The organism is Pseudomonas sp. AC252, assembly GCF_979258105.1.
This window is the reverse complement of record NZ_OZ409837.1, coordinates 861,285-887,715: the sequence shown is the minus strand read 5'-3', so window position 1 is coordinate 887,715 and position 26,431 is coordinate 861,285. Positions and strand designations below refer to the sequence as shown.

At 60.2% G+C, this 26,431-nt stretch carries 15 protein-coding genes, 4 pseudogenes and 1 riboswitch; of the genes and pseudogenes, 12 read left to right on the top strand and 7 right to left on the bottom strand.

Features of this window, described 5'->3' with window-relative positions; genetic code table 11:
* Positions 1 to 31: 31 nt before the first annotated feature.
* A complete protein-coding gene (locus tag ACZZZ4_RS04080; RefSeq protein ID WP_129997667.1) occupies positions 32 to 655 on the top strand; it encodes an SOS response-associated peptidase in 624 nt (207 codons plus the stop codon).
* 99 nt (positions 656 to 754) lie between these two features.
* Here ACZZZ4_RS04080 and ACZZZ4_RS04075 read toward each other — a convergent pair whose 3' ends face one another.
* Together ACZZZ4_RS04075 and ACZZZ4_RS04070 are read right to left on the bottom strand one after the other, a co-directional pair.
* On the bottom strand, positions 755 to 1,498 hold the full coding sequence (locus tag ACZZZ4_RS04075) for a methyl-accepting chemotaxis protein (RefSeq protein WP_430981869.1): 744 nt from the start codon (positions 1,496 to 1,498) through the stop codon (positions 755 to 757).
* A 111-nt stretch (positions 1,499 to 1,609) separates the two neighbouring features.
* A pseudogene (locus ACZZZ4_RS04070) lies at positions 1,610 to 1,807 on the bottom strand (HAMP domain-containing protein); the annotation flags it as partial.
* A 1,338-nt stretch (positions 1,808 to 3,145) separates the two neighbouring features.
* Here ACZZZ4_RS04070 and ACZZZ4_RS04065 point away from each other — a divergent pair.
* Positions 3,146 to 3,964 (top strand): M48 family metallopeptidase, encoded by an 819-nt coding sequence (locus ACZZZ4_RS04065; RefSeq protein WP_016773242.1) that lies wholly within the window; start codon positions 3,146 to 3,148, stop codon positions 3,962 to 3,964.
* Between the two features lie 96 nt (positions 3,965 to 4,060).
* On the opposite strand, the pseudogene ACZZZ4_RS04060 reads toward ACZZZ4_RS04065, so the two are convergent.
* The 3 genes and pseudogenes from ACZZZ4_RS04060 to ACZZZ4_RS04050 form a co-directional block, all read right to left on the bottom strand.
* Positions 4,061 to 4,644 (bottom strand): annotated as a pseudogene (locus tag ACZZZ4_RS04060) (TMEM165/GDT1 family protein).
* 88 nt (positions 4,645 to 4,732) lie between these two features.
* A riboswitch (yybP-ykoY riboswitch) is annotated at positions 4,733 to 4,857 on the bottom strand.
* Between the two features lie 39 nt (positions 4,858 to 4,896).
* Positions 4,897 to 5,895 carry a methyltransferase gene (locus ACZZZ4_RS04055; protein WP_463547296.1) on the bottom strand — a complete coding sequence of 333 codons (999 nt, stop codon included), beginning with the start codon at positions 5,893 to 5,895 and terminating at the stop codon, positions 4,897 to 4,899.
* Positions 5,896 to 5,925: 30 nt separating this feature from the next.
* Complete coding sequence (locus ACZZZ4_RS04050; RefSeq protein WP_463547295.1) at positions 5,926 to 6,891, bottom strand: 2-hydroxyacid dehydrogenase; 966 nt, start codon at positions 6,889 to 6,891, stop codon at positions 5,926 to 5,928.
* A gap of 241 nt (positions 6,892 to 7,132) precedes the next feature.
* Here ACZZZ4_RS04050 and ACZZZ4_RS04045 point away from each other — a divergent pair, with 241 nt between their 5' ends.
* The 5 genes from ACZZZ4_RS04045 (at position 7,133) to ACZZZ4_RS04025 (ending at position 16,174) form a co-directional block, all read left to right on the top strand.
* Entirely contained in the window at positions 7,133 to 7,762 is a 630-nt protein-coding gene (locus tag ACZZZ4_RS04045; protein WP_463547294.1) for a LysE family translocator, read from the top strand.
* A 200-nt stretch (positions 7,763 to 7,962) separates the two neighbouring features.
* Complete coding sequence (locus tag ACZZZ4_RS04040) at positions 7,963 to 9,645, top strand: fatty acid--CoA ligase (RefSeq protein WP_463547293.1); 1,683 nt, start codon at positions 7,963 to 7,965, stop codon at positions 9,643 to 9,645.
* Positions 9,646 to 9,982: 337 nt separating this feature from the next.
* Positions 9,983 to 11,872, top strand: coding sequence for a DUF1302 domain-containing protein (locus ACZZZ4_RS04035; RefSeq protein WP_310406004.1), 1,890 nt, complete (start codon positions 9,983 to 9,985; stop codon positions 11,870 to 11,872).
* Between the two features lie 27 nt (positions 11,873 to 11,899).
* On the top strand, positions 11,900 to 13,264 hold the full coding sequence (locus ACZZZ4_RS04030; protein ID WP_024014265.1) for a DUF1329 domain-containing protein: 1,365 nt from the start codon (positions 11,900 to 11,902) through the stop codon (positions 13,262 to 13,264).
* Between the two features lie 522 nt (positions 13,265 to 13,786).
* Positions 13,787 to 16,174, top strand: coding sequence for a LuxR C-terminal-related transcriptional regulator (locus tag ACZZZ4_RS04025; RefSeq protein WP_463549252.1), 2,388 nt, complete (start codon positions 13,787 to 13,789; stop codon positions 16,172 to 16,174).
* A gap of 103 nt (positions 16,175 to 16,277) precedes the next feature.
* Here ACZZZ4_RS04025 and ACZZZ4_RS04020 read toward each other — a convergent pair whose 3' ends face one another.
* Positions 16,278 to 20,675: a matrixin family metalloprotease gene (locus ACZZZ4_RS04020; RefSeq protein ID WP_463547292.1), complete on the bottom strand. Its 4,398-nt coding sequence runs from the start codon at positions 20,673 to 20,675 to the stop codon at positions 16,278 to 16,280.
* A gap of 203 nt (positions 20,676 to 20,878) precedes the next feature.
* Between ACZZZ4_RS04020 and ACZZZ4_RS04015 the strand changes: the two genes are divergently transcribed.
* Positions 20,879 to 21,523, top strand: a complete 645-nt coding sequence (locus ACZZZ4_RS04015) for an MBL fold metallo-hydrolase (RefSeq protein ID WP_463547291.1) — start codon at positions 20,879 to 20,881, stop codon at positions 21,521 to 21,523.
* Positions 21,524 to 21,642: 119 nt separating this feature from the next.
* Positions 21,643 to 22,377: a YiaD family glycine zipper/OmpA-like lipoprotein gene (locus ACZZZ4_RS04010; RefSeq protein WP_041479972.1), complete on the top strand. Its 735-nt coding sequence runs from the start codon at positions 21,643 to 21,645 to the stop codon at positions 22,375 to 22,377.
* Positions 22,378 to 22,632: 255 nt separating this feature from the next.
* On the opposite strand, the pseudogene ACZZZ4_RS04005 reads toward ACZZZ4_RS04010, so the two are convergent.
* A pseudogene (locus ACZZZ4_RS04005) lies at positions 22,633 to 23,066 on the bottom strand (Z-ring associated ZapG family protein).
* A 144-nt stretch (positions 23,067 to 23,210) separates the two neighbouring features.
* Here ACZZZ4_RS04005 and ACZZZ4_RS04000 point away from each other — a divergent pair.
* The 3 genes and pseudogenes from ACZZZ4_RS04000 to zapE all read left to right on the top strand — a co-directional run bounded on the left by ACZZZ4_RS04000 (position 23,211) and on the right by zapE (position 26,404).
* Positions 23,211 to 23,840, top strand: coding sequence for an alpha/beta hydrolase (locus ACZZZ4_RS04000; RefSeq protein WP_463549251.1), 630 nt, complete (start codon positions 23,211 to 23,213; stop codon positions 23,838 to 23,840).
* A gap of 24 nt (positions 23,841 to 23,864) precedes the next feature.
* A pseudogene (locus ACZZZ4_RS03995) lies at positions 23,865 to 25,219 on the top strand (tryptophan--tRNA ligase).
* A 90-nt stretch (positions 25,220 to 25,309) separates the two neighbouring features.
* Positions 25,310 to 26,404, top strand: coding sequence for a cell division protein ZapE (gene zapE / locus ACZZZ4_RS03990; RefSeq protein ID WP_039761353.1), 1,095 nt, complete (start codon positions 25,310 to 25,312; stop codon positions 26,402 to 26,404).
* Positions 26,405 to 26,431: the final 27 nt, after the last annotated feature.

Here is a 26,431-nt window from a genome sequence, read left to right as displayed (position 1 = left end):
ACGTTGGTTTTATTCAGAGTTGTGTTGCCCCATGTGTGGACGTTATGCCCTGTTTCGCTGGAACCGCGATTTCGCGGCCCTGCCAGGTTTTCCCGCCGATCAGCAGGCGCAGTGGAACATTTCCCCCAATGATTCGGTGTTGATGCTGCGTGCCGACGGAGACGGCCAACGCACCTTGGCCCGTGCGCGCTGGGGCCTGACGCCGCCGTGGCTGACCGATCTGTCGAAAACCCCGGCCCATGCCCGCGCCGAAACCGTGGCCGAGCAACCGATGTTTCGTGAGGCGCTGCGTCTGCGCCGCTGCCTGCTGCCGGCCAACGGTTTCTACGAATGGCGCGGCACCCAGCGCAAGCGGCCTTACTGGTTGACGCCGGGGGAGGGCTCGTCATTGTTTTTCGCGGCGATCTGGGAAGCGTATCCGGTGCAGGAACAGGTCTGGCTGAGTACGGCAGTGATCACTCAGTCTGCGGCGAGCCAGCGGCGGCCGTTGATTCTTGATGAGGCGGGGCAGGCGGCATGGCTCGATCCCGAGACGCCGCTGCATGTCTTGCAGGGTTTGCTCGCCAGTGAGCCGGCAGCGCTGCGTGAGCGGGTGCTGGCAAATCTGGTGAATGATCCGAAGTTGAATGGGCCGGAGTGCCTCACCCCGGCTTGATGAGTGATCTGTGCCGGCATATTCGCGAGCAGGCTCGCTCCCACATGTGAATGCAATCCAACTGTGGGAGCGAGCCTGCTCGCGAAGAGGATCTAAAGATCAAACCTTGAACTGATTGATCAACCGCCGCTGCTGCTCGGCCAGTTTGGTCAGCCCGGCGCTCGCCGAACTCGATTCATCCGCACCGCCGGCCACTTCATTCGCCACCTGACCGATGTTGATCACATTGCGGTTGATGTCGTCGGCCACTGCGCTTTGCTCTTCCGCCGCGCTGGCAATCTGCGTGTTCATGTCGTTGATCACCGACACCGCCTGGGTAATGGTCTCCAGCGCTTCGGCCGCTTTCGCCGCGTGTTGCACGCTCTCATCGGTGCGGTTCTGGCTGTCTTCCATCACGCGCACCACGTCGCGGGTGCCTTGCTGCAATTGCTGGATCATCGTCTGAATTTCTTCAGTGGCCTTCTGGGTTTTCTGCGCCAGATTGCGCACTTCATCCGCAACCACGGCAAAACCGCGACCCTGCTCGCCGGCCCGCGCGGCCTCGATTGCGGCGTTCAGTGCCAGCAGGTTGGTCTGTTCGGCGATGCCACGAATGGCGGTAAGAATGGCGTTGATGTTTTCGCTGTCCTTGGCCAGCGTCTGCACCACGTCGACAGCCTTGCCGATTTCCACCGCCAGCACGCCAATTGAATTGGATGTGTCGCGGACGATTTGCATGCCTTGGCTGGCGGCCTGATCGGCGTGGCTTGCCGCTTGCGCCGCCTGGGTGGCGTTGCGTGCCACGTCCTGGGCGGTGGCGGTCATTTCCTGCACCGCTGTCGCCACCTGATCAATCTCGGCCATCTGTTTCTGCACGCCGATGTTGGTGCGGATGGCGATGTCAGCGGTGTGTTCCGAGGAATCGCTGACGCTCTGCACCGAGGTCACCACCTGGGTGATCATCGCCTGCAACTTGGCGAGGAAGGTGTTGAAGCCTTTGGCAATCGAGCCCAGTTCATCGCTGCGGTCGCTGCTCAAGCGACGGGTCAGATCGCCTTCGCCCTGAGCGATGTCATCGAGCATGGCGACCATTTGCTTGAGTGGCCGCGCGATGCCGTGGCCCACCAGCCAGATCACCAACAGGCCGATGCCGGCAATGATCAGGCCGACCATGGCCATGCCAAAGGTGTCGGATTTGCGCTGGGCATCAAGGTCGGCCTGGAGGTTTTGCAGATCGGCCATGACCGCGTTGAGCGGCAATTGCAGCATCAGCGTCCAGCGTGCGTCGGTCTGGCCGATGCCGAACGGCAGGTACAACTCGATGCGGCCCTTGGCCTGATTGACCGAATAAGTCACCTCGTCGCGCTTGAGGTTGGCCAGGTTGCTGGTCTGTTCGGCGTCGAGGATGTCGCTGACTTTTTCACCGAATTTGCTCGAATCCTTGGTGTAGGCAACGATCCGACCGTTGCCGCCGACCAGCGCCATTTCACCGGCGCCGCTGTAAAGCTTCTGGTTGGCGGCGAGGAGCATGTCCTGAATGAAGTTCACCGAGAGGTCGGCGCCGACGATGCCCTGAAACGCGCCGTTGACCATGATCGGTTCGATGAACGAGGCGAGCATGACGATCTTGTCGCCGACCTTGTACGGTGCCGGGTCGATCACACAAGGTTTCTTCGTCTCTTTCGAACACAGGTAGTACTCGCTGGCGCGCACCCCGGTGGACAGGGTTTTCTGATCGTCGACATCGGCCAGTTTGTCCACGCCCAGGCTGCCGTCGGTATTGCGGAACCACCAAGGCAAAAAGCGCCCGTTGGCAGGATCGATACCGACCACAGAGCTGCCGACGTAAGCCGCGTCATTGTGGTCCAGCGCGTTTTTTTCCCAGCCGATGTAGGTGCCGAGAATCTTCGGGTTTTTTTCGACGTTTTCCTTGATCAGGCTGATCAGTTGCTCGCGGCTGACGCTCAGGCGCGGCTGGCCATCCGCGCCGTTTGTGCCGAGCAGGGCGTTGACGCGCACCAGACCGCCGGCAATTAGCAGCGGCGCTTCGAGTTCGCGCTGGATCTGGCTGACCTGCGTCTGCGCCAGCGAAGTCAGGCGCTGCTCGATGACTTGCTCGAACTGCGCCTGGGTGCGCTGTTGCACCATCTCTTGAGTGCGAGCGCCGGAGAACAGCGCGTACAGCACCAGCGCCGCGACCACGCTGAGAACGATGGCGCCGGCCAGGGCGGCGACGGAAAACTGGATCGACTTGAACTTCATGGGAGCTCCGCACGCAAGAGGACTATCTGCGAGGGATTTATCGGCGGGGTGTGCGGGGCCATGAGAGACGTTGGTCGGAATCGCCGCGCGATGTCGCTGATGGATCGGTGCACGGCGGATTCAATGCGCGTTGAGGAATTTCCAGCCAGTCTTGCGGCCTTAGGTGAATGTGCGCGCAATGTGCGTTGTATCTGGCGTCAATACAATTAGCCGCCTAGGATACGCCTCAGGTTTTCAGGGAGCTTTTGAATGAACAAGACATTAGTGGTAAGTGCTTTGAGCGCAGCGCTGTTGCTGGCCGGTTGTCAGTCGGTCAACACCACCAGCGGCGGTGCCGTGGGCGTGGAGCGCAAGCAGTACATGTTCAGCATGCTGTCCTCGCAAGAGGTCGACCAGATGTACGCGCAGTCGTATCAGAAGACTGTCGGAGAGGCGTCGAGCAAGGGTGTGCTGGACAAGACCAGCCCGGAAGCCAAGCGCGTGCAGACCATCGCCAACCGCTTGATCGCCCAGGCGCCGACCTTCCGCCCGGACGCGGCGCAGTGGCAATGGGAAGTCAATCTGATCAAGAGCGATGAGCTCAACGCCAACTGCGGTCCCGGCGGCAAGATCATTTTCTATACCGGGCTGATCGACAGCCTGAAACTCACCGACGACGAAATCGCTGCGGTCATGGGCCATGAAATTGCCCACGCCCTGCGCGAGCACGGTCGTGAAGCGATGTCCAAGGCCTATGGTATGGAAATGGCCAAGCAGGGCGCCGGTGCCTTGTTCGGCTTGGGTCAGGACAGCCTGGCGCTGGCCGACACCGTGGCCAACTACGGCATGACCTTGCCCAACAGCCGCGCCAACGAAAACGAAGCCGACCTGATCGGCCTGGAACTGGCCGCCCGCGCCGGCTACAACCCGAACGCGGCGATCACTCTGTGGGACAAGATGAGCAAGGCTTCCGAAGGCGCGCCGCCGGAATTCATGAGCACCCACCCGGCCTCCAGCAGCCGCATTGCTGCGTTGCAGGCAGCGATTCCGAAAGTGATGCCGCTCTACGAAAAAGCGCCGAAGTCCTGAATAGAGCAGTTACAAGCTTCAAGCGGCAAGCTACAAGTCAAAGCAGACTCGCTGGGCTTGCAGCTTGCAGCTTGCAGCTTGCAGCTGGCAGCTGCTTCAAACCCAACCGCTGCTCTGCATCGCTTTATAAACCGCAACAATCGCCAGAATCATGAACGCCGAAGCCGCGAGGCGGCGGATCAGGGTCAGCGGCAGTTTCTCTGCGGCAAAATTGCCCGCCAGTACCACCGGCACGTTGGCAATCAGCATGCCGACGGTTGTGCCGATAATCACCAGCCACAGTTCCGGGTATTGCGCGGCGAGCATCACTGTGGCGATCTGCGTCTTGTCACCGATTTCCGCGAGGAAGAACGCGATGAGCGTGGTCAGGAACGGCCCGAACTTGCGCGCCGTGCTGGCTTCGTCGTCATCTATTTTGTCCGGGACCAGAGTCCACAGCGCCGTGGCGGCGAAGCTGGCGGCGAGAATCCAGTGCAGGACGGCGTCGGAGAAAAACTGCCGAACCAGGCACCTACCGCACCGGCTGCTGCGTGGTTGGCCAGGGTCGCGGCGACAATCCCGGCAATGATCGGCCAGGGTTTGCGAAAGCGAGCGGCGAGAATCAGCGCGAGCAGTTGCGTCTTGTCGCCGATTTCGGCCAAGGCAACGATTGCGGTGGGAACGAGTAACGAGTCCAGCATCAGGGATTTCCTAAGGGGCGGGTCGACACGGCTATGACACGTACAGCCTTCCCGCCCCGGGTAAGGTGTGCGTGTCATAGGTCTTGTCAAACCCTGCGATCCGTCTGGTGCGGACGCTTGGGTCGCATACGCCATGATCTGAGGATCAAGTATGTTGACGTATGCCGGACGAGCATGGCGCTCGTGGGAGACTACTCCCCTAGGACGGAGCGGATTCTGCCTAGGCAAATCCGATTGGGCAAGAACAAATTTTCAACCGCGCTTGGCCCGGTAAATCCGGAAGCCGTTGCCTTCGGCTTTGATCGCACACACGCCTAGGTGCTCCTCGATCAGCGGCTGATACTTGAGGAAGCTGTTCGCCACAAGGCGCAGTTCGCCACCGTTTTTCAGATGTTTCGCCGCTTTTCGCAGCAAATTCTCCGTAGCGAAATAATCGGTATGCACGCCGACATGGAAAGGCGGATTGCTCAGAATCGCGCTCAAACCCATCGGTGCGGCATCGATGCCATCGCCGGTCAGTACTTCCGCTTCCAGGCCGTTGGCAGCAAGGGTCAGGCGGCTGCTGGCGGCAGCGAATGCGTCGACATCGAGCAAGGTCACCTGGTTGTGCGGATAGCGACGTTTCACCGCAGCCCCGAGCACGCCGGCACCGCAACCGAAATCGAGCAGATGGCCGCTCGGCAGTTTGTCCAGATGCTCCAGCAGCAGGGCGCTGCCGCGATCCAGGCGACCGTGGCTGAACACGCCTGGTAGGCTGATGACTTTCATCGGTCCTTCGGCCAGCGGCAGTTCGTACGTCTGCGCCAGGCTTTCCAGCGATTTCGCTTCAGGCGCATTGGCCACGGTGACTTGCCAGAGCTGACAGTGGCGAGCGCTGTCGAGTTTGCGCGGCTTGCCGAACGGGTTGAGCTGTTTCGACGCGCCTTCGATGCCGCTGCGTTTTTCCCCGACCAGAAACACCTCGCGCCCGGCCAGACGCGACGCCACGGCGTTGAGGATGTAATCGGTGAGGTCCTTGGACTTGGGCAGGAACACCACAGCGCTGTCGAACTCGCGCTCCGGGACATTCACGCCGAACTGGCTGCGGCCCTCGAAACGCGCGTCCAGTGCGGCTTGGTCGCCAGCGTGCCAGCACCAGCCGAACGCATTCGGCAGACGCCCGAGCAAATCATCGGCGGGCAGGCCGGCCAACAGCAGCGAACCCTGGAATAACTCGGCCTGACGAAGCAGTACTTCACTGCGCGGATCCATAACTGCTCCTTGAAAAAGTGCCGCAGTTTATCAACTGACGACCCGCAGCGCCTCACCGCTGAAAAACGCTTCGGCGTTTTCGCTCAGTTGGGCGACGATACGCTGGCGCGCCTCGCGGCTGCCCCAGGCATTGTGCGGGGTGACGATCAGGCGCGGGATATCGGCCGCAAGTAGCGGATTGCCTTGGGTCGGTGGCTCGACACTCAACACATCGGTCGCCGCGCCGCCGAGGTGGCCGATACGCAGAGCGTCGGCCAACGCCTGCTCATCGATCAGGCCGCCGCGAGCGGTATTGACCACAAATGCGCCGGGCTTCATTGAGGCCAATTCGCGGGCACCGATGAAATGCCGGGTGTGCTCGTTGAGCGGGCAATGCAGGGTCAGCGCGTCGATCTGCGGCAGCAGTTCATTCAGCGGCAAACGATCCGGCCGCGCCGGGCGCCCGGGAATCTGCCCGAGCAACACGCGCATGCCGAACGCCTCGGCCAGTCGCGCCACGGCGCCACCGAGCTCGCCATGGCCGAGCAGGCCAAGGGTTTTGCCTTGCAGTTCGACGATCGGGTAATCGAGCAGGCAGAACTGCTTCGCCTGGTGCCAGCGGCCTTCGCCCACAGCTTTCTGATAGTCGGCCAGGCGCGTGGCGAGGTTGAGCAACAGCATGATCGTGTGTTGCGCCACCGACGGCGTGCCGTAAGCCTGGCAATTGCACACGGTGATGCCGTGGGCGCGGGCGGCAGTGAGGTCGACATTGTTGGTGCCGGTGGCGCTGATCAGGATCAGTTTCAGTTGCGGGTTGGCAGCCATCGCGGCCGCGTCGATCACGACTTTGTTGGTGATCGCCACACTGGCGCCGTGCAGGCGTTCGCTGACCTGTTCCGGCAAAGTCTGGGCGAACAGCTGCAAGTCGCTGAAGCATTCGCGCAACGGACCGAGGTCCAGATCGCCTAGATCCAGCGAAGGATGATCAAGGAATACCGCGCGGCGCGTGTTCGTCATCAACTGTACCTTTTGTGCTGTGAGCGGAGGGCGTACTCTGCCGAGCCTACCAGATGAAACAATTGGTTACTCAGCCCTGAAGTAGTGCCGTCTCGTGTGGGAGCGGGCTTGCTCGCGAAGGCGGTGTGTCATTCAATGCAAAGGTTGAATGGGACACCGCATTCGCGAGCAAGCCCGCTCCCACAAAAGTTGCGTCTACAGCATGGCAACGATGTGATCGATCAATCCAAGAGGAGCCCCCATGTACTGGACCGAGTTCTTGACCGTTGCCCTGATCCACTTGCTCGCCGTCGCCAGTCCCGGCCCGGACTTTGCCGTGGTCGTGCGCGAGAGCGTGACCCATGGGCGTCGCGCCGGCACCTGGACCGCGCTGGGCGTGGGCATGGCGATTTTCCTGCATGTCGGCTATTCGTTGCTCGGCATCGGTCTGATCGTCTCGCAGTCGATTGTGCTGTTCAATGCGTTGAAGTGGGCGGCAGCTGCTTACTTGCTGTACATCGGCTTCAAGGCCTTGCGCGCGCAACCGGCGAAAACCGTCACCGATGACTTGCACAAGGAAGCCGGCGTGCGAACTGCGCGGGGTGCGTTCACCTCGGGCTTCGTCACCAACGGCCTGAACCCGAAAGCCACGCTGTTTTTCCTCTCGCTGTTCACCGTGGTGATCAACCCGCACACGCCGCTGGCCGTGCAGGCCGGTTATGGCGTGTACCTGGCGCTGGCAACGGCGATCTGGTTCTGCCTGGTGGCGATGCTGTTCAGCCAGCAACGCGTGCGCGCCGGCTTCGCCCGCATGGGCCACTGGTTCGACCGCACCATGGGCGCGGTGCTGATTGCTCTCGGCGTGAAAATCGCGTTCACCGAGATGCATTGAGAACTGGAACACATCAATCCCTGTGGGAGCGAGCCTGCTCGCACAGGTCGTGTTTTCTTCAACTTCGGCCCGAAATGCTGGCGCAAAGCTAGCATTTGCACGGCTCTGCAAATCATTCCTTTGGCTGATTTGACTGTCATGCAGGCGCACTAGAGTACGAATCTCTCCGCCAACACCGTGCAGTCAGAAAAGGGATTCTTATGTTGCAGACTCGGGTCATTCCGCCGGCCGATGGGGCCTACCAGTATCCATTGCTGATCAAACGGCTGCTGATGTCCGGCGCCCGTTACGAGAAAACCCGCGAAATCATCTACCGCGACCAGTTGCGCTACAGTTATCCGACCCTGATCGAACGCGTCGCGCGGCTGGCCAATGTGCTGACGACTGCCGGGGTCAAGGCCGGTGACACCGTGGCGGTGATGGACTGGGACAGCCACCGTTACCTGGAATGCATGTTCGCCATTCCGATGATCGGCGCGGTGATTCACACCATCAACGTGCGCCTGTCGCCCGAGCAGATCCTCTACACCATGAACCACGCCGAGGACCGCTTCGTGCTGGTCAACAGCGAGTTCGTCGGTCTGTACCAGGCCATCGCGCCGCAGCTGACCACGGTCGAGAAAACCCTGCTGCTGACCGATCTCCCGGAGAAAACCGCAGAGCTGCCCAACCTCGTCGGCGAATACGAGCAACTGCTGGCCGCTGCGAGTGCGCAATACGATTTCCAGGACTTCGACGAAAACTCGGTGGCCACCACGTTCTACACCACCGGCACCACGGGCAATCCGAAAGGCGTGTATTTCACCCATCGGCAACTGGTGCTGCACACCATCGGCGTGGCGACGATCATGGGTTCGATCGACAGCGTGCGGCTGCTCGGCACCAACGATGTGTACATGCCGATCACGCCGATGTTCCACGTCCACGCCTGGGGGTTGCCGTACGTGGCGACCATGCTCGGGCTCAAGCAGGTTTATCCGGGGCGCTACGACCCGGAGTATCTGGTGGAGTTGTGGCGCAAGGAGAAGGTCACCTTTTCCCATTGCGTGCCGACCATCCTGCAGATGCTGCTCAACGCCAAGGCCGCGCAGGGTGCCGACTTCGGCGGCTGGAAGATCGTCATCGGCGGCAGCGCACTCAATCGCAGCCTCTATGAAAACGCCAAGGCCCGTGGCATTCAGCTGACGGCCGCGTACGGCATGTCGGAAACCGGGCCGCTGGTGTCCTGCGCGCACCTCAACGACGAATTGATGGCCGGCAGCGAAGACGAGCGCACCACTTACCGGATCAAGGCCGGTGTGCCGGGGCCGTTGGTCGAAGCGGCGATTGTCGACGGCGATGGCAATTTCCTTCCGGCCGACGGCGAAACCCAGGGCGAACTGGTGCTGCGCGCGCCATGGCTGACCGAAGGTTATTTCAACGAGCCGCAGAAGGGCGCCGAGCTCTGGGCCGGTGGCTGGTTGCACACCGGTGACGTCGCCACGCTCGACAGCATGGGCGTGATCGATATTCGTGATCGCATCAAGGACGTGATCAAGACCGGCGGCGAGTGGATCTCCTCCCTCGACCTCGAAGACCTCATCAGCCGGCATGCGGCGGTACGCGAAGTAGCAGTGGTGGGCATCGCCGATCCCCAGTGGGGCGAGCGCCCGTTTGCCTTGCTGGTGGTGCGCGAAGGGCAGGTGATTGGTGCACGCGAGCTCAAGGAACACCTCAAGCCGTTCGTCGAGCTGGGGCACCTGAGCAAGTGGGCGATTCCCAGTCAGATCGCCCTTGTTACCGAAATTCCCAAGACCAGTGTCGGCAAGCTCGACAAGAAGCGCATCCGCCTCGACATCACTGAATGGCAGGCCAACAACAGCACCTTCCTTTCGACACTTTGAGTGTCTGCTGGCGCGCCGAAACCGGCGCGCCAGACCCACCAAGCAAGCGCTTGGCTTGTGAAATCGAAAAAATCAGCCATCCTTGCCGTGCCGACGTGTGTCGGACTGGCGAAAGGACTGTTCCAGAGTGGTTGGCGGCTGCAAATCACACTTTAGAGGGATCAAGCACTACCACCCGCTGGCTATAGTCCGCTCAAGGACTTTTTGAAAACGGAGCACACGCACTGATCGGGGCGAGCAACTCTGGAACGATTTCGGGCAGCCCTGGCGCCCGGTCCTCCACAGCGTTTTTAAAAGTACTCACTGCCATAACAATAATGCACATGGAGTAGCGTCGATGACCTCAGTAAACCAGTTCTGGCGCCGGGCGAAACTGCCTCTGGCGGTCAGTCTTGCCTCCTCGCTCGCCGGGCCTGCATTCGGCGTCAGTTTCAACGTCGGTGAAATCGAAGGCCAGTTCGACTCGTCCCTGTCGATCGGCGCCAGTTGGTCTACTCAGAGCCCGAACAAGAACCTCATCGGCGTCAACAACGGTGGCCGCGGCCTGTCGCAGACCTCCGATGACGGCCACGCCAACTTCAAGAGCGGCGAAACCTTCTCGAAGATCTTCAAGGGCATCCATGATCTTGAATTGAAATACGGCGACACCGGCGTGTTCGTCCGTGGCAAGTACTGGTACGACTTCGAACTGAAGGACGAGAGCCGCCAGTTCAAGGACATCAGCGACAGCAACCGCAAAGAGGGCGCCAAGTCCTCCGGCGGACAGATCCTCGACGCCTTCGTCTACCACAACTACGCGATTGCCGATCAGCCAGGTTCCGTGCGTCTGGGCAAGCAGGTAGTGAGCTGGGGTGAAAGTACCTTCATCGGCGGCGGCATCAACTCGATCAACCCGATCGACGTCTCCGCGTTCCGTCGTCCGGGCGCCGAGATCAAGGAAGGCCTGATTCCGGTCAACATGTTCTACGTGTCCCAGAGCCTTACCGATAACCTCTCGGCCGAAGCGTTCTACCAACTGGAATGGGACCAGACCGTCGTCGACAACTGCGGCACCTTCTTCTCCCAGCCGGACATCGTAGCCGACGGTTGCGACAGCAATCTGCGCGTACTGAACAAGCGTTCGCAGATTCCGGCGATCGCTTTGGGGCCGTTGGCCGCCAACGGTGTCAACGTTGACGAAGAGGGCGTGCTGGTGCGCCGTGGGCCGGACCGTGACGCGCGCGACAGCGGTCAGTGGGGCGCGTCCCTCAAATACATGTTCGAGCCACTCGACACCGAGTTCGGCGCCTACTTCATGAACTATCACAGCCGTGCGCCGATCTTCAGCGCCACCGGTGCACCGCAATCGGTGTACAACACCGCCGCCGGTCTGCCAGGGCCGTTTGCCGCGCTCGCACCACTGCTGGTCGCGGGCAACTCGAACTACTTCATCGAATACCCGGAAGACATTCGTCTCTACGGTCTGAGCTTCTCCACCACCCTGCCTACCGGTACGGCGTGGAGCGGTGAGATCAGCTACCGTCCGAACGCGCCGGTACAACTGAACTCCACCGACATCCTGTTTGCCGGCGTACGCCCATTGGGCGGCGCGCTGACCAACGCTTCGCTGCTCACTGGCGTGCCAGGCCAGGACCTGCATGGTTACGAGCGCAAGGAAATCACCCAACTGCAAACGACCTTCACGCACTTCTTCGATCAGGTCATGGGCGCCAGCCGTCTGACCCTCGTCGGTGAAGTCGGCGCGACCTACGTCGGTGGCCTGGAAAGCCGTTCCGACAAGCGTTATGGCCGCGATCCGGTCTACGGCCCGGGCGAGTTGCCAGCCACCGGTGGGATCAATACCTGCGCCAACATCCTCAACAACAGCACCATCAACGGCGCCGGCCCGGGTTCGCCTCAGAACAACCGCAGCCGCAATTGCGACAACGATGGTTTTACCACTTCGATGTCGTGGGGCTACCGTGGCCGGGCAATCTGGGAATACAACGACGTGTTTGCCGGCGTGAACCTCAAGCCGAACGTGGCCTGGTCCCACGACGTCAGCGGTTACTCGCCAGGCCCTGGCGGCAACTTCGAGGAAGGTCGCAAAGCGGTCAGCCTGGGCGTCGATGCCGAATACCAGAACACCTACACCGCGAGCCTGGCCTACACCAATTTCTTCGACGGCAAGTACACCACCGTGGATGACCGCGACTTCGTGGCGCTCAGCTTCGGCGTGAACTTCTAAGCACTGCATTTCAGGACGAACGAATTTATGAAAATAACAAAGAGTCTGTTCCACGCCGGTGTTCTGGGCCTGTCGCTGCTGGCGACCAGCGTCATGGCGGCGGTGCCTGCTGCCGAAGCGGATAAGCTGGGCAAAAGCCTGACGCCGATGGGCGCAGAAATGGCCGGTAATGCCGATGGTTCGATCCCGGCCTGGAAACCGCTGCCGAAAAACGCCGGCAGCGTCGACAGCAAGGGCTTCCTGTCCAATCCTTACGCCAGTGAGCAGCCGCTGTTCACCATCACTGCCAAGGATGTCGACAAGTACAAGGACAAGCTTGCCCCGGGCCAGTACGCGATGTTCAAGCGCTACCCGGAAACCTTCAAGATGCCGGTCTATCCGTCCCATCGCGGCGCCACCGTGCCGGATGACGTGTTCGCCGCCATCAAGAAGAACGCCACCAGCACCAATCTGGTGTCCGGCGGCAACGGTCTGGAAAACTTCGATACCGCCGTGCCGTTCCCGATTCCTAAAACCGGCGTGGAAGTGATCTGGAACCACATCACCCGCTATCGCGGCGGCAGTGTGACCCGTCTGGTGACCCAGGCCACGCCGCAACCGAACGGCTCGTACAGCCTGGTGTACTTCCAGGACCAGTTCGTGTTCCGCGACAAGATGAAGGACTACGATCCGGCGAACCCAGGCAACATCCTGTTCTACTTCAAGCAGAAAGTGACCGCGCCGGCGCGTCTGGCCGGTGGGGTACTGCTGGTGCACGAGACGCTCGATCAGGTCAAGGAGCCGCGTTCGGCGTGGGTTTACAACGCCGGTCAGCGTCGTGTGCGCCGTGCACCGCAAGTGTCGTATGACGGCCCGGGTACTGCCGCCGACGGCCTGCGTACCTCGGACAACCTCGACATGTACAACGGTGCGCCGGATCGTTACGACTGGAAGCTCGAAGGCAAGAAAGAGATGTACATCGCCTCCGACAGCTACAAGCTCGACGATCCGAAACTGAAGTACTCGGACATCATCAAGGCCGGCCACATCAACCAGGACCTGGCTCGCTACGAGCTGCGCCGCGTCTGGCACGTCGTCGCGACCCTGAAGGAAGGCCAGCGCCACATCTATGCCAAGCGTGACTTCTACATCGACGAGGACACCTGGCAGGCAGCGGTCATCGACCACTACGACGGTCGTGGCCAACTGTGGCGTGTAGCCGAGGCGCATGCCGAGAACTACTACGACAAGCAAGTGCCGTGGTATGCCCTCGAAACCCTCTACGACCTGCAGTCCGGCCGTTATCTGGCACTGGGCATGAAGAACGAAGAGAAGCAGGCCTATGACTTCGGCTTCACCGCCACCACCAGCGACTTCACCCCGGCCGCTCTGCGTCAGGATGGTGTTCGCTAAACCTGGGTAAACCCGAGGCCGCATCCTCGTGAAAACGCCCCGACCGGTTCGGGGCGTTTTTGTGTCTGTAGCCTTTTTGTAGCCATTTGTAGCAGCGACCTTCATTACCTCTTCGTTTAAGGCTAGGCTGCGGACATCTGCAACGCCGCCAATCGCCTTCGAACAAGAGCCGGCCATGACTGATCTGTCCCCACTTCCGGGTCCCGCAAGCATCACCGTCGCAGCACTGGACGGGCGTTTTTCCGCCCGCCGCTGCCTGATGGCTATGTCTTGCGGCCGCGTTTGTGCCAGCGTCTGCAGGCCGGGCTCGGTGGTCGGTTGCTGCTGGTCAGCGCCCCGGCCGGGTTCGGCAAGAGCTCGCTGGCCGTGGAGTTCTGTCAGAGCCTGCCAGCGCACTGGCAAAGTCTCTGGTTGGGTTTGAGTCCACGGGACAGCGATCCCGGACGTTTTCTTGAGCGCTTGCTTGAAGGTCTCCAAGACTATTTTCCAGCCTTGGGCGCCGGTGCTCTTGGCCTGCTGAAAATGCGTCAGCGTCATCAGCCGTTTGCTTTCGAAGAGTGGCTTGACGGTTTGCTCGATGAGCTGGCGCTGCACCTCGATCCTGCCGCGCCGCTGCTGCTGGTCCTCGACGATTACCACCTCGCCCAGGGGCCGGTGCTGGATCGTTGCCTGCAATTTTTCCTCAATCATTTGCCCGATGGCTTGCTGGTGATGGTCACCAGCCGCCAGCGCCCGGACTGGCATCTGGCGCGTCTGCGCCTGTCGCGGCAGTTGCTCGAACTGCACGAACAGGATTTGCGCCTGACCCACGACGAAGCGCTGACCTTGCTCGATCGCCACAGCAGCTCACTGCGCGGCGAGGCACTGGAGAGCCTGATCCAGCGCAGTGAAGGCTGGGTTGCCGGCCTGCGCTTCTGGCTGCTGGCGGTGGCCGAGGCGGGCAACGATGCCGCGCTGCCGCAAGCACTGAACGGCGGGGAAGGGCTGATCCGCGATTATCTGCTCGAAGAAGTCATCGATTGCCTGCCGGCCGAAGTGCAATCGTTTCTCTACGAAACCGCTCCGCAGGAACGCTTTTGCAGCGAGCTGTGCGATGCGGTCCGCGAAGCCCATGACAGCGCCGAGATCCTGCGCTTTCTGCTCGCCCACCAAGTGTTTCTGGTGCCGCTGGACGAGCACGGCCACTGGTATCGCTATCACCATTTGTTCTCTGACTTGCTGCGCAGCCGGCCAATTGCCCGGGCGATGGTGCCCAACGCCACCCTGCATTTGCGCGCCTGCCGCTGGTTCAATGCGCAAGGCCTGCTCGACGAAGCGGTTGAGCAGGCCTTGCGTGCCGGGCATCTCGATGTTGCGGCGAATCTGGTACAGAACCTGTCCGAAGAGCAACTGCTCGCCGAACAGAACGTCGGCATGCTGCTGCGCTGGAAAATGGACTTGCCCGACAGCCTGCTGATTAGCACGCCACGGCTGATCGTGCTCTATAGCTGGGCGCTGGGGCTGGCCTGTCAGCTCGATGCCGCCGAAGAACTGGCCAGCCATTTGAGCCGCTTCCTGCCGGCACCTTCGGCCACTGCGCAGAAGTCGATGCTGGCGCAGTGGCTGGCGTTGAGCGGGATCATCGCTCGCGGGCGCGGCCATCGCGAACTGACCCTGCGCTATTGCGGCGAGGCGCTGGAGAGCCTGCCGGCCAAGCGTTACGGCCAGCGGCTGATGTGCCTGTCGACCTTGTCCAATCTGGCGATCGCCGACGGCGATCTGTGGCGCGCCCGCGGCCTGAATCGCGAATCCCTCGAGCTGGCGCAACGCGTCGGCAATCCATTATTCGAAGCACTGGCGCATTACGACAGGGCGCGGGTTCTGCAATCGCGGGGCGAGATTCTGCGTGCGCTGGATGAAGTGCATCAGGGGCTGGAGCGCTTGCGCGGTCTGTCGCCGCAACGCCTGTACGCCGTGCGCGCACGGTTGACGCTCTATGAAGGCTTTCTGCTGGCAATGCGTTTGCAGCCGCAGGCCGCACGCATGCGTCTGCTGGCCGGCATCGGCGAGGCGCGCGCCTGTCGCGACATCAGCGTGCTGATCGGTCACTGCGTGATCGCCCGCCTGGACGGCGCCTGTGGCGAGTTCGCCAAGGCCTTCGCCGAACTCGCCGAAGCCGAACGCCTGATGCACATCTGGGACGTGCCGCCGATCTACTATCTGGCGATGATCACGCTGGTCAAATGCGAACTGTGGCTGGCGCAGGGGCGCACCGATCTGGCCGAAGCCTGGTTGGCGCGACTGGGGCAAACCTACACCGGTGAACGCGCCGCGGCACCGCCGGAATTCCATCCGCAATTGCCGTTGCACGTCGAATTGCAGCAGGCACTGCTCGACATGATTCAAGGGCAGCCGATGCTTGCCGAAGGACGTTTGAACGTGTTGCATGAAAACGGCCAGCAGACCGGTCGGCAATTGCTCAGCGTGATGGCGTTGACGCAGAAGGTGGCGCTCTTGTTGTCGAGTGGACGCGAGCCCGAAGCACGCAAAACCTTGAATTTCGCGCTGGAAGCTGCTTCCGGCGGTGTCTTCCAACCCTTCGATGCGCTACTGAAAAACCATACCGACTGGTTGCGTGGGCAATTGCAGGCGCTTGCCTGCAACGCCGTCAGCCAGCAATTGCTCACACATGTCCCAACAGCCGCGCCGCGACCGAGCATAGAAAACTCAACTGCCGATCAGCTCAGCAGCCGTGAATTGGCGGTGCTGCGCCTGATTGCTCAGGGCTGTTCCAATCAGGAGATCAGCGAGCAATTGTTCATTTCCCTGCACACCGTGAAAACCCATGCCAGCCACATCAATAGCAAACTGGGCGTCGAGCGGCGTACCCAGGCAGTGGCGCGCGCCAAGGAACTGGGATTGCTCTATTGAGATCGCGCCATGACCCGGCAGAAAAACAAACGCCCCGAACCAGTCGGGGCGTTTTTTTTCAGTTCACCGGCCGGGGTTGCTGGCCTGGCAATTGAACAGGGCGTCAGGCCACCAGATCGTTGGCACTGAAGCTGTTCACACCCACCAGCTGGATTTCAAAGTCCGCGCCGGCATTGCCGCTGACATTGCCCGACAGTACGTGGTCGACGAAGCGCAGTTGCCCGGCACCGGTGAAGTCATTGGCACCGATGAAGGTGAAACCGTCCATGCCGCCTTGCAGCAGGTTCGCATCGAATTTCGTCAGGTCGATTTTGTCGCCCTGCAGGCTGCTGAAATCGGTGATCACGTCACGGCTGGCGCCCACGCCCATGTCGGTACGCGAGCTGAACACGAAGGTGTCGGCGCCAGCGCCGCCTGTGAGCGTGTCCGTCCCCGCGCCGCCATCCAGGACATTGTCTGCGTCGTTGCCGTAAATGGAGTTGTTCAACCTGTTGCCGGTACCTTTGCTGGCGGACCCGACAAGACTCAGAATCTCCAGGTTGGCCCCCAAGGTGTAATCGACGTACGAATAGACGCTGTCGATTTCCGAGAGCGACGTGCCGGTTTCGGTGACCACATCGCCGATGTTGTCGACGATATACGTGTCGTTGCCAGCGCCGCCGGTCATGGTGTCAGCACCCTTGCCACCGTTGATGAAGTTGGCATCGGCGTTGCCGACCAGGATGTTGTCCAGGCCGTTACCAGCCAGGGTAAATGCGCCGGCGCCGAGTACGGTGACGTTTTCAACGTTTTGCAGGTTGCCAATGTTCAGATCAATCATGGAGCTGGTTGACGTCGCGTTGAACAGCGTGATCAAAGTATCGCTGCCTTCGTTGGCGTTTTCCTGGATCAGCGCCAGTTCGGCGTACTGGTCGAGGGCGTAGGCATCGTTGCCTTTGCCACCCATCATGGTGTCGACTCCGGCACCGCCATTGAGTTGGTTATTGCCGTCGTTGCCGGTCAGCACGTTGTTCTGGTCATTGCCGATGGCGTTGGTGTGGGCCGTCCCCGTCAGAATCAGGTTTTCCAGATTCGCACTGAGGGTGTAACTGACCGAGGAGCGGACCGTGTCGATCTCATTGGCCAGAGTGCTGGTTTCGCTGATCACGTCACTGACGTTGTCGACGATATACGTATCATTGCCAATACCGCCCGCCATGAAGTCGGCGCCCGCACCACCGTCGAGGATGTTGTTGCCGGTATTACCGTAGATCACATTGTTCAGGGCGTTACCGTTGGCATTCAAGTGGCTGCCCCCGGCCAGGGTCAGATTCTCGACATTGGTACCCAAGGTGTAATCAATGTAGGAGTACACCGTGTCGATTTCTGACAGCGATACGCCGGTCTCGATCACTGCATCGTTGATGTTGTCGACGATGTAAGTGTCATTGCCAGCGCCACCCGTCATGGTGTCTGCGCCCAGGCCCCCGTTGATGAAGTTGGCAGCAGCGTTGCCCATCAGGACGTTGTTCAGGCTGTTGCCGGCCAGCGTGAACTCACCGCCACCCAGCAACATGACATTTTCGACTTGCTGCAGATTGGTCAGATTCAGGTCGACGATGCTGGTCTGCGCGTTGGCGTTGTATTGGATGAGCAGCCTGTCGATGCCTTCGCTGGCGTTCTCCTGGATGAGTCCCAGTTCGGCGAACTGGTCGAGGGCGTAATCGTCATTGCCTTTGCCACCGATCATGGTGTCGATACCCAGGCCGCCATTGATCTGGTTGTTGCCGTCGTTACCGTAAATGACGTTGTTCAGCGCGTTACCAACGCCTGTAAGGTCAGTGTTGCCGACCAGTGTAAGGTTTTCGACATTGGCACTCAGATAATGGCTTACGTAAGAGTAGACCGTATCGATTTGCGACGGTGTTGCATCGGTTTCGATGACCTGGTCGAGGATGTTGTCGACGATGTAGGTGTCGTTACCACCGCCGCCCTGCATGATATCGATGCCTTTGCCACCGTTGATGAAGTTGGCGTCGGCGTTACCGATCAGGGTGTTGTTCAGTTCGTTGCCTGCCAACGTAAAGGCGCCTGCCCCTGACACGCTCAGGTTCTCGACGTTCTTCAAGTTTGCGGTGTTGAGGTCGATCGTACTGTTCAACGCGGTCGCGTTGAACAGCGTAATCAGGGTGTCGTTGCCTTCGTTGGCGTTTTCCTGGATCAGCGCCAGTTCGGCGTACTGGTCGAGGGCGTAGGCATCGTTGCCTTTGCCACCAATCATGGTGTCGACTCCGGCACCGCCATTGAGCTGGTTATTACCGTCGTTGCCTGTCAGCACGTTGTTCTGCCCGTTGCCGATGGCGTTGGTGTCGGCCGTGCCAGTCAGAACAAGGTTTTCCAGATTCGCACTGAGGGCGTAACTGACCGAGGCGCGGACCGTGTCGACCACCCCAACCAGATCCCAATCCTCAAAGATCACATCGCCAGTGTTGTCAACGATGTAGGTATCGTTGCCGAACCCGCCTGCCATATAGTCGGCACCGACGCCGCCATCCAGAACGTTGTTGCCCGCATTACCGTAGATAGCGTTGTTGCGTGCATTGCCGGTAGCGTTCAGATTTGCTTCGCCGGCCAGGTTCAGATTCTCCAGATTGTCGCCCAGGGTGTAATCGATATAGGAGTAGACCGTATCGATCTCCGTAAGCGAGGCACCGGCCTCGATCACTGCGTCGTTGACATTGTCGACGATGTAAGTGTCATTGCCAGCGCCGCCGGTCATAGTGTCGGCGCCTTGGCCGCCATTGATGAAGTTTGCGTCAGCGTTACCGACCAGGACGTTGTTCAGGCTGTTGCCGGCGATGGTAAACGCCCCCGTACCCAGCACAGTCACGTTTTCGACGTTCTGCAGATTGCTCTGGCTGAGGTCGATGAGGTTGTATTGCGCATTGGCGTTGAAAAGCGTGATCAGCGTGTCGTTGCCTTGGTTGACATACTCGCGGATCAGTCCCAGTTCGGCACCTTGATCCAGAGCGTAAGCATCATTGCCATCGCCGCCGATCATGGCGTCAATGCCGCCGCCACCGTTGAGCTGGTTATTGCCCGAGTTGCCGACCAGGATATTGCCGAGCGCGTTGCCGATAGCGTTAATGTCAGCAGTGCCGGTGAGAATGAGGTCTTCAACATTCGCACCCAGGGTATAGCTGATTGAAGACTGTACGGTATCGATCTCGCTGTACAGCGCACGGGTTTCGATGACCACATCGCCAACGTTATCGACGATGTAGATATCGTTGCCGGCACCACCGGTCATGATGTCGGCCCCCAGGCCGCCGTCCAGAACGTTATCGCCGGCGTTGCCCGTGAGTTCGTTATTCAGTGCATTGCCCGTGGCGGTCAGATTCGCAGCGCCGGACAGCGTAAGGTTTTCGACATTGTCGCCGAGGGTGTAGTCGATATACGAAAAGACACTGTCGATTTCAGAGCGCGAGGTGCCGGTTTCAACCACCACATCGCCCGCGTCATCGACAATGTAGCTGTCGTTGCCGGCACCGCCAGTCATGGTATCGGCCCCGGCCATGCCATTGAGCAGGTTGTCCAGTCCGTTGCCGATCAATGTGTCGTTGAAACCGGAACCGACGGCGTTTTCGATCTTGGCGCCGAACGCAATCGCCAGCCCTTCGTTGAAGTCAGCGCCATCAGGGTCGCTGAAGACCTTGCCGATCTTGCTGAACGCGCCTTCGTTGAGATCGATGCGCACGGCCGCTGCCTGGTTGCTGCCGTCGATCGCGTCGACACCGCCGGCGTCCCATATCGTTTCGAAAACCGATTGATTGGCTGCCCAGGAGTAGACGGTGTTGCCTGTCGCCCACATAGTATTGGCGCCGTAGAGGTTCTGGATCGCCAGAATGTCCAGGAGCATCGGAGTGGTCGGGTGGTAAGAGTATGAGTTGTTATAACTCATGATCGTATGGGTAATGTCGTCCAGCGCCGGATCCATCGTCGTCGCGTTGCCCGGGGTCGGTGCGAACGGGTGTTTGAGTCCCAGTGCATGGCCGATTTCATGAACGAATGTCATGAAATCGTAGGTACCTTTGACCGGCGACGGGTCATCGGTGTTCGGGCCGATCCAGATGTCGCCGGCATTGGGGGTGTCGCCCGGCGTGTATGCCCATGCGGCAGCGTCGGCGTCCATGAGTGCGTAGCCGCCAAACCGGATGTCCCCAACGTTGGCCCAGTTGTCACTGGTCTGGCGGAAAGTGATGTCGGCCACTGCGCTCCAAGTGCTCAGCGCGGCGGTCGCTGCGGCCCGCTGGGTCGCAGTCAGCTCGTATCCCGCTTCGTATTCATTGGCTGCGCTGTAATCTGTCGCGAAATACGAATTTGCCAGGCTTATAAAGCTGTAAGTCAGGCTGACGCCCATTCCATCATCAGCCCACTTGGTACCGGATAGAAGACTGTCGAGATATTTGATTCCGGTCAGTGAAACATACTGGCTTTCGGTCGATTCGGTTGGGCGTGGCATTTCGCAATTCCTGAAATGGGCTGCGGCCCTTCCTGAAATGTGGCCGCTACAGACGTTGATTTTGCACCAGTATTGGATGGTTTGACATCATTGGGCCACTATTTTCTGATTAGCGGCGTCAATTAACTGACCTGGCGTTCTCTATCGGCAGGTGCAGTAGAATCCTGAAGCCAATATCCGTGCCGCCTGTCCAGGATCCTTCCATGTCAGTCTCAATTCCAGTGCTCATTCGCGAAACCTTCCCCGTCGGCCCTTTGCAGTGCAACTGCACGATCATCGGCGACCCGATCACGAAAAAAGCCATCGTCGTCGACCCGGGCGGCAACCCTGATCTGATCATGGCGCGCCTCGATGCCCATGGCCTAAAAGTCGTCAGCATCATCCACACCCACGCGCATCTCGATCACTTTCTGGCTTCCGGGCAGATGAAAGAGAAAACCGGTGCGACCTTGCATCTGCACAAGGAAGATCAATTCCTCTGGGACAACCTGGAAATGCAATGCCAGATGTTCGGTGTGCCGTATACGCCCGTGCCTTCGCCGGATCGCTGGTTGAGCGATGATGAAGAACTGGCCTGTGGTTGCGGCGTCGCGCTGCACACGCCGGGGCATACACCCGGTTCCATGAGCTTCTGGTTTTCCGAGGCTAAGCTGTTGATAGCCGGCGACACGCTGTTTCGTCGCGGGGTAGGGCGTACGGATTTGTGGGGCGGCGATCAGGCGACCATCGTGCGTTCGATCAAGCAGCGGCTGTACACGCTGGACGAAGACGCGACGGTGGTCACCGGGCACGGGCCGGATACGCGCCTGGGTGATGAGATGCGCGAGAACCCGTTTGTGCGTGCCTGAATTTTTTGTCACGGGTGTGCGGTGGAATTTTTGTGCATTGTCATGATCCAACGCCGGCGCAGGTCCATTAGTTAAGCAGTGGCCGCTGCACCACAGAATGCAAAAACCAGGAGCTCTCCATGTTCACCACGCGTCGTTTGATTATTGTCGCTACTGCCGTGGCCGTGTTGTCCGGCTGCGCCTCGCCCAACCCGTATGACAATCAGGGTCAGGCCGACGGTGGCTCGCAAGGCATGAGCAAAACCGCCAAATACGGTGGCCTCGGTGCGCTCGCTGGCGCTCTCGCCGGTGCCGCCATCGGTCACGACAACCGTGGCAAGGGCGCCTTGATCGGCGCCGCCGTTGTCGGTGCTTCCGCAGCAGGCTACGGCTACTACGCCGACCAGCAGGAAAAGAAATTGCGCGCGAGCATGGCCAACACTGGCGTTGAAGTGCAGCGTCAGGGCGATCAGATCAAATTGATCATGCCGGGCAACATCACCTTCGCCACCGATTCGGCGAACATTGCCCCGAGTTTCTACCAGCCGCTGAACAACCTGGCCAACTCGCTGAAAGAGTTCAACCAGAACCAGATCGAAATCGTCGGCTACACCGACAGCACCGGCAGCCGCCAGCACAACATGGACCTGTCCCAACGTCGTGCGCAGAGCGTCGCGACCTACCTGACCTCGCAAGGCGTCAGCGGTGCCAACCTGTCGGCCCGTGGCGCCGGCCCGGATAACCCGATTGCCAGCAACGGCGACGTCAACGGCCGCGCGCAGAACCGCCGGGTTGAAGTCAATCTGAAGGCTATTCCGGGCCAGCAGTATGGTGGTCAGCAGCAACAGCCGGGTACGGTACAGCAGTATCCGTAAGCGATTGCCTGATTGAAGAAATGCCCGGTCTTTTGATCGGGCATTTTTTTGTGTCATCTGTGCCGGCCCTTTCGCGGGCAAGCCCGCTCCCACAGGTATTGGTGGTGTATCCAAAATCTGTGTTCCACACCTGACCCCTGTGGGAGCGGGCTTGCCCGCGAAGAGGCCAGTGTTGTCACCGCAAAATCAGCCGATGCAAAAAAGCCCCCGGACAACAGCATTGTCCGGGGGCTTTTTGTTGGGCGCGAAACCCGATTACTTCTTCAGACCATAATGCTCATCGAGCATGCCAGGGAATTTGGCGATTTCGGCGCATAGTCACGTGGCGGTTCCTGATCACGCGGTGGCGTCAGGCGTTCACGGGGTGCCTGCGCCGCGTCAGCGTGCAGGGCGGCGATCAGGCGCTGGCGGGTCTGCTCATCCAGGGCCAGACGGTTGGCGCCCTCGGCGAGATGATCCTGCACTTCCTGATAGCTCTGAGTGAGCTTCTTGACCAGCATCGCGGTGCTGTTGAAGTGGGTGACCACTTCGTTTTGATAACTGTCGAAACGCTCCTGGATATCATCCAGTTGACGTTGCGTGCGGCTCGGTGCGGCGTTCGGCGCAACGCGCGCGATCAGGAATCCAATGGCGACACCCACAACCAGGGCAAGAGTCGGTAACAACCAAACTAAGAGCGAGTGTTCCACGAGTCCTTCCTCTATAAACGGCTTTGCTTTACGTTAACGGCTCGAACCTGCGCTGTATACCGCGATTCACTCGCAATAGATTGGCACAGACAATTTGCTAGACGAGTCGACCCGATTCGAGGTCACGGAGTTCCTCCCTTGCTGATGCGCGAAACCCCTGTAGTGATTGACGGCCCTGTCGGCCAAATTGAGGCTTTGTATCTGGATAACGAGCAGCCGCGCGGCATCGCGCTGATCTGCCATCCGAACCCGGTGCAGGGCGGCACCATGCTCAACAAGGTCGTCTCGACCCTGCAGCGCACCGCGCGCGACGCAGGCCTGATCACCTTGCGTTTCAACTATCGCGGCGTCGGCGCCAGCCAGGGCAAGCACGATATGGGCACCGGTGAAGTCGATGATGCCGAGGCAGCCGCCGCATGGCTGCGGGAAAAACACCCGGATCTGCCGCTGACCCTGTTCGGTTTCTCCTTCGGCGGATTTGTTGCAGCAAGTCTCGGCGGCCGTCTTGAAGCCCAGGGCGTGCAGCTTGAGCACTTGTTCATGGTCGCCCCGGCGGTGATGCGTCTGGGTGAGCAGGATCAACTGCCGCAGCACGGCGGGTTGACTGTGATCCAGCCAGAAACCGATGAAGTCATCGATCCGCAACTGGTCTACCAGTGGTCGGAACAACTCCAGCGCCCCCATGAGCTGCTGAAAGTGGCAGAATGCGGACACTTTTTTCACGGCAAGCTGACCGATCTCAAGGATCTGCTGCTGCCGCGTCTCTCGAATTGATTGCAGTCTGACAAGCGATTACCCATGACCAACCGTACCCGCATTCTCACCGGCATCACCACCACCGGCACGCCGCACCTGGGCAACTACGCCGGCGCGATCCGTCCGGCGATCCTCGCCAGCCGCGACAGCAACGCCGATTCGTTCTACTTCCTGGCTGACTACCACGCTCTGATCAAATGCGATGACCCGCTGCGCATCCAGCGCTCGCGTCTGGAAATCGCCGCGACCTGGCTGGCCGGTGGCCTCGATGTTGACCGCGTGACTTTCTACCGCCAGTCCGACATCCCGGAAATCCCCGAGCTGACCTGGCTACTGACCTGCGTCGCCGCCAAGGGCCTGCTCAACCGTGCGCACGCCTACAAGGCCTCGGTGGACAAGAATGTCGAGACCGGTGAAGACCCGGACGCCGGTATCACCATGGGCCTCTACAGCTATCCGGTGCTGATGGCCGCGGACATTCTGATGTTCAACGCGCACAAGGTGCCGGTCGGTCGCGATCAGATTCAGCACGTGGAAATGGCCCGTGATATCGGTCAGCGTTTCAACCATCTGTTCGGCCAGGGCAGAGAGTTCTTCACCATGCCCGAAGCGCTGATCGAAGAAAGCGTGGCGACATTGCCGGGCCTCGACGGTCGCAAGATGTCGAAGAGCTACGACAACACCATCCCGCTGTTCTCCAGCGCCAAAGAGATGAAAGACGCGATCTCGCGGATCGTCACCGATTCCAAGGCCCCGGGCGAAGCGAAAGATCCGGACAACTCGCACCTGTTCACTCTGTTCCAGGCCTTCGCCACCCCGGCGCAGGCTGACGAGTTCCGTAGCGAATTGCTTGGTGGTCTGGGCTGGGGCGAGGCGAAAAATCGCCTGTTCCAGTTGCTCGACAACGAACTGGGCGAAGCGCGGGAGAAATATCACCAGTTGATCGAGCGTCCGGCGGATCTGGAAGACATTTTGCAGATCGGTGCGAAGAAGGCCCGCGCCGTGGCCACGCCGTTCCTCAACGAACTGCGCGAAGCCGTTGGCCTGCGTTCTTTCGTCAATCAGGTTCAGGTCGCCGCCACCACCAAGAAAAAGCTGCGAAAACCGCACGTTTCGTCAGCTTCCGCGAGGACGACGGCAGTTTCCGTTTCCGTCTGCTGGCGGCCGATGGCGAGCAATTGCTGCTGTCGCGCAACTTCGCCGACGGCAAAACTGCCGGCCAGGTGACCAAACAGTTGCAGTCCGGCGAGCCGCTGGACGTACGCACTGAAGAATTGAGCTTCAGCGTCTGGCTGGCCGGTGAGTGCGTCGGCGACAGCCCGGCCTTCGCCGACGTTGCCGCGCGAGACGCCGCCATCGAGGCATTGCGCATCGCGTTGACTCCAGCTCAGGACTGATCGGCGGCGCGACCCGACCAAGGGCCGATTGCCATTCCCACAGGCCGTCGCTACAGTGACGGCCCGTTTTTGTTGCCTTGCTAACGAATTATGACGCCCCTAGAACGATATCAAGCTGATCTGAAACGCCCGGACTTCTTCCATGACGCCGCGCAGGAAACTGCTGTGCGTCACCTGCAGCGTCTGTACGACGACTTGATCGCAGCCGACCAGAACAAGCCGGGTTTCCTCGGCAAGCTGTTTGGCAAAAAGGATCAGGCACCGGTCAAGGGCCTGTATTTCTGGGGCGGCGTCGGTCGCGGCAAGACTTACCTGGTCGACACCTTCTTCGAAGCGCTGCCGTTCAAGGAGAAGACCCGCACGCATTTCCACCGCTTCATGAAGCGTGTGCACGAGGAAATGAAAACCCTGGGCGGCGAGAAGAACCCGCTGACCATCATCGCCAAGCGCTTCGCGGCCGAGTCACGAGTGATCTGCTTCGATGAATTCTTCGTCTCCGACATCACCGACGCGATGATCCTCGGCACGCTGATGGAAGAACTGTTCAAGAATGGCGTGACTCTGGTCGCGACGTCGAACATCGTTCCGGACGGCCTGTACAAGGATGGCCTGCAACGTGCGCGCTTCCTGCCGGCCATCGCCCTGATCAAACAGAATACCGAGATCGTCAACGTCGACAGCGGCGTCGATTATCGTCTGCGTCACCTCGAGCAAGCCGAGTTGTTCCACTATCCGCTCGACGAAGCTGCCCACGAAAGCCTGCGCAAGAGCTTCAAGGCACTGACGCCGGAGTGCACGGCGGCGGTGGAAAACGATGTGCTGATCATCGAGAACCGCGAAATCCGCGCTCTGCGCACCTGCGACGACGTGGCCTGGTTCGACTTCCGCGAACTGTGCGACGGCCCGCGCAGCCAGAACGATTACATCGAACTGGGCAAGATCTTCCACGCCGTGCTGCTCAGCGGCGTCGAGCAGATGAGTGTCACCACCGACGACATCGCGCGGCGCTTCATCAACATGGTCGACGAATTCTACGATCGCAACGTCAAACTGATCATTTCTGCCGAAGTCGAGCTGAAGGATCTGTACACCGGCGGACGCCTGACCTTCGAGTTCCAGCGCACGCTGAGCCGACTGCTGGAGATGCAATCTCACGAATTCCTGTCGCGGGCGCACAAGCCTTGATCGGAGTCTCGGCAACGAAAAAGGCCT

Bases quoted from the DNA above. Each gene is read 5' to 3' on its own strand.
- ACZZZ4_RS04080 (WP_129997667.1), top strand. From the start codon at position 32: ATGTGTGGACGTTATGCCCTGTTTCGCTGGAACCGCGATTTCGCGGCC.
- ACZZZ4_RS04075 (WP_430981869.1), bottom strand. From the start codon at position 1,498: ATGGCCGAGATTGATCAGGTGGCGACAGCGGTGCAGGAAATGACCGCC.
- ACZZZ4_RS04065 (WP_016773242.1), top strand. From the start codon at position 3,146: ATGAACAAGACATTAGTGGTAAGTGCTTTGAGCGCAGCGCTGTTGCTG.
- ACZZZ4_RS04055 (WP_463547296.1), bottom strand. From the start codon at position 5,895: ATGGATCCGCGCAGTGAAGTACTGCTTCGTCAGGCCGAGTTATTCCAG.
- ACZZZ4_RS04050 (WP_463547295.1), bottom strand. From the start codon at position 6,891: ATGACGAACACGCGCCGCGCGGTATTCCTTGATCATCCTTCGCTGGAT.
- ACZZZ4_RS04045 (WP_463547294.1), top strand. From the start codon at position 7,133: ATGTACTGGACCGAGTTCTTGACCGTTGCCCTGATCCACTTGCTCGCC.
- ACZZZ4_RS04040 (WP_463547293.1), top strand. From the start codon at position 7,963: ATGTTGCAGACTCGGGTCATTCCGCCGGCCGATGGGGCCTACCAGTAT.
- ACZZZ4_RS04035 (WP_310406004.1), top strand. From the start codon at position 9,983: ATGACCTCAGTAAACCAGTTCTGGCGCCGGGCGAAACTGCCTCTGGCG.
- ACZZZ4_RS04030 (WP_024014265.1), top strand. From the start codon at position 11,900: ATGAAAATAACAAAGAGTCTGTTCCACGCCGGTGTTCTGGGCCTGTCG.
- ACZZZ4_RS04025 (WP_463549252.1), top strand. From the start codon at position 13,787: ATGCGTCAGCGTCATCAGCCGTTTGCTTTCGAAGAGTGGCTTGACGGT.
- ACZZZ4_RS04020 (WP_463547292.1), bottom strand. From the start codon at position 20,675: ATGCCACGCCCAACCGAATCGACCGAAAGCCAGTATGTTTCACTGACC.
- ACZZZ4_RS04015 (WP_463547291.1), top strand. From the start codon at position 20,879: ATGTCAGTCTCAATTCCAGTGCTCATTCGCGAAACCTTCCCCGTCGGC.
- ACZZZ4_RS04010 (WP_041479972.1), top strand. From the start codon at position 21,643: ATGTTCACCACGCGTCGTTTGATTATTGTCGCTACTGCCGTGGCCGTG.
- ACZZZ4_RS04000 (WP_463549251.1), top strand. From the start codon at position 23,211: ATGCGCGAAACCCCTGTAGTGATTGACGGCCCTGTCGGCCAAATTGAG.
- zapE (WP_039761353.1), top strand. From the start codon at position 25,310: ATGACGCCCCTAGAACGATATCAAGCTGATCTGAAACGCCCGGACTTC.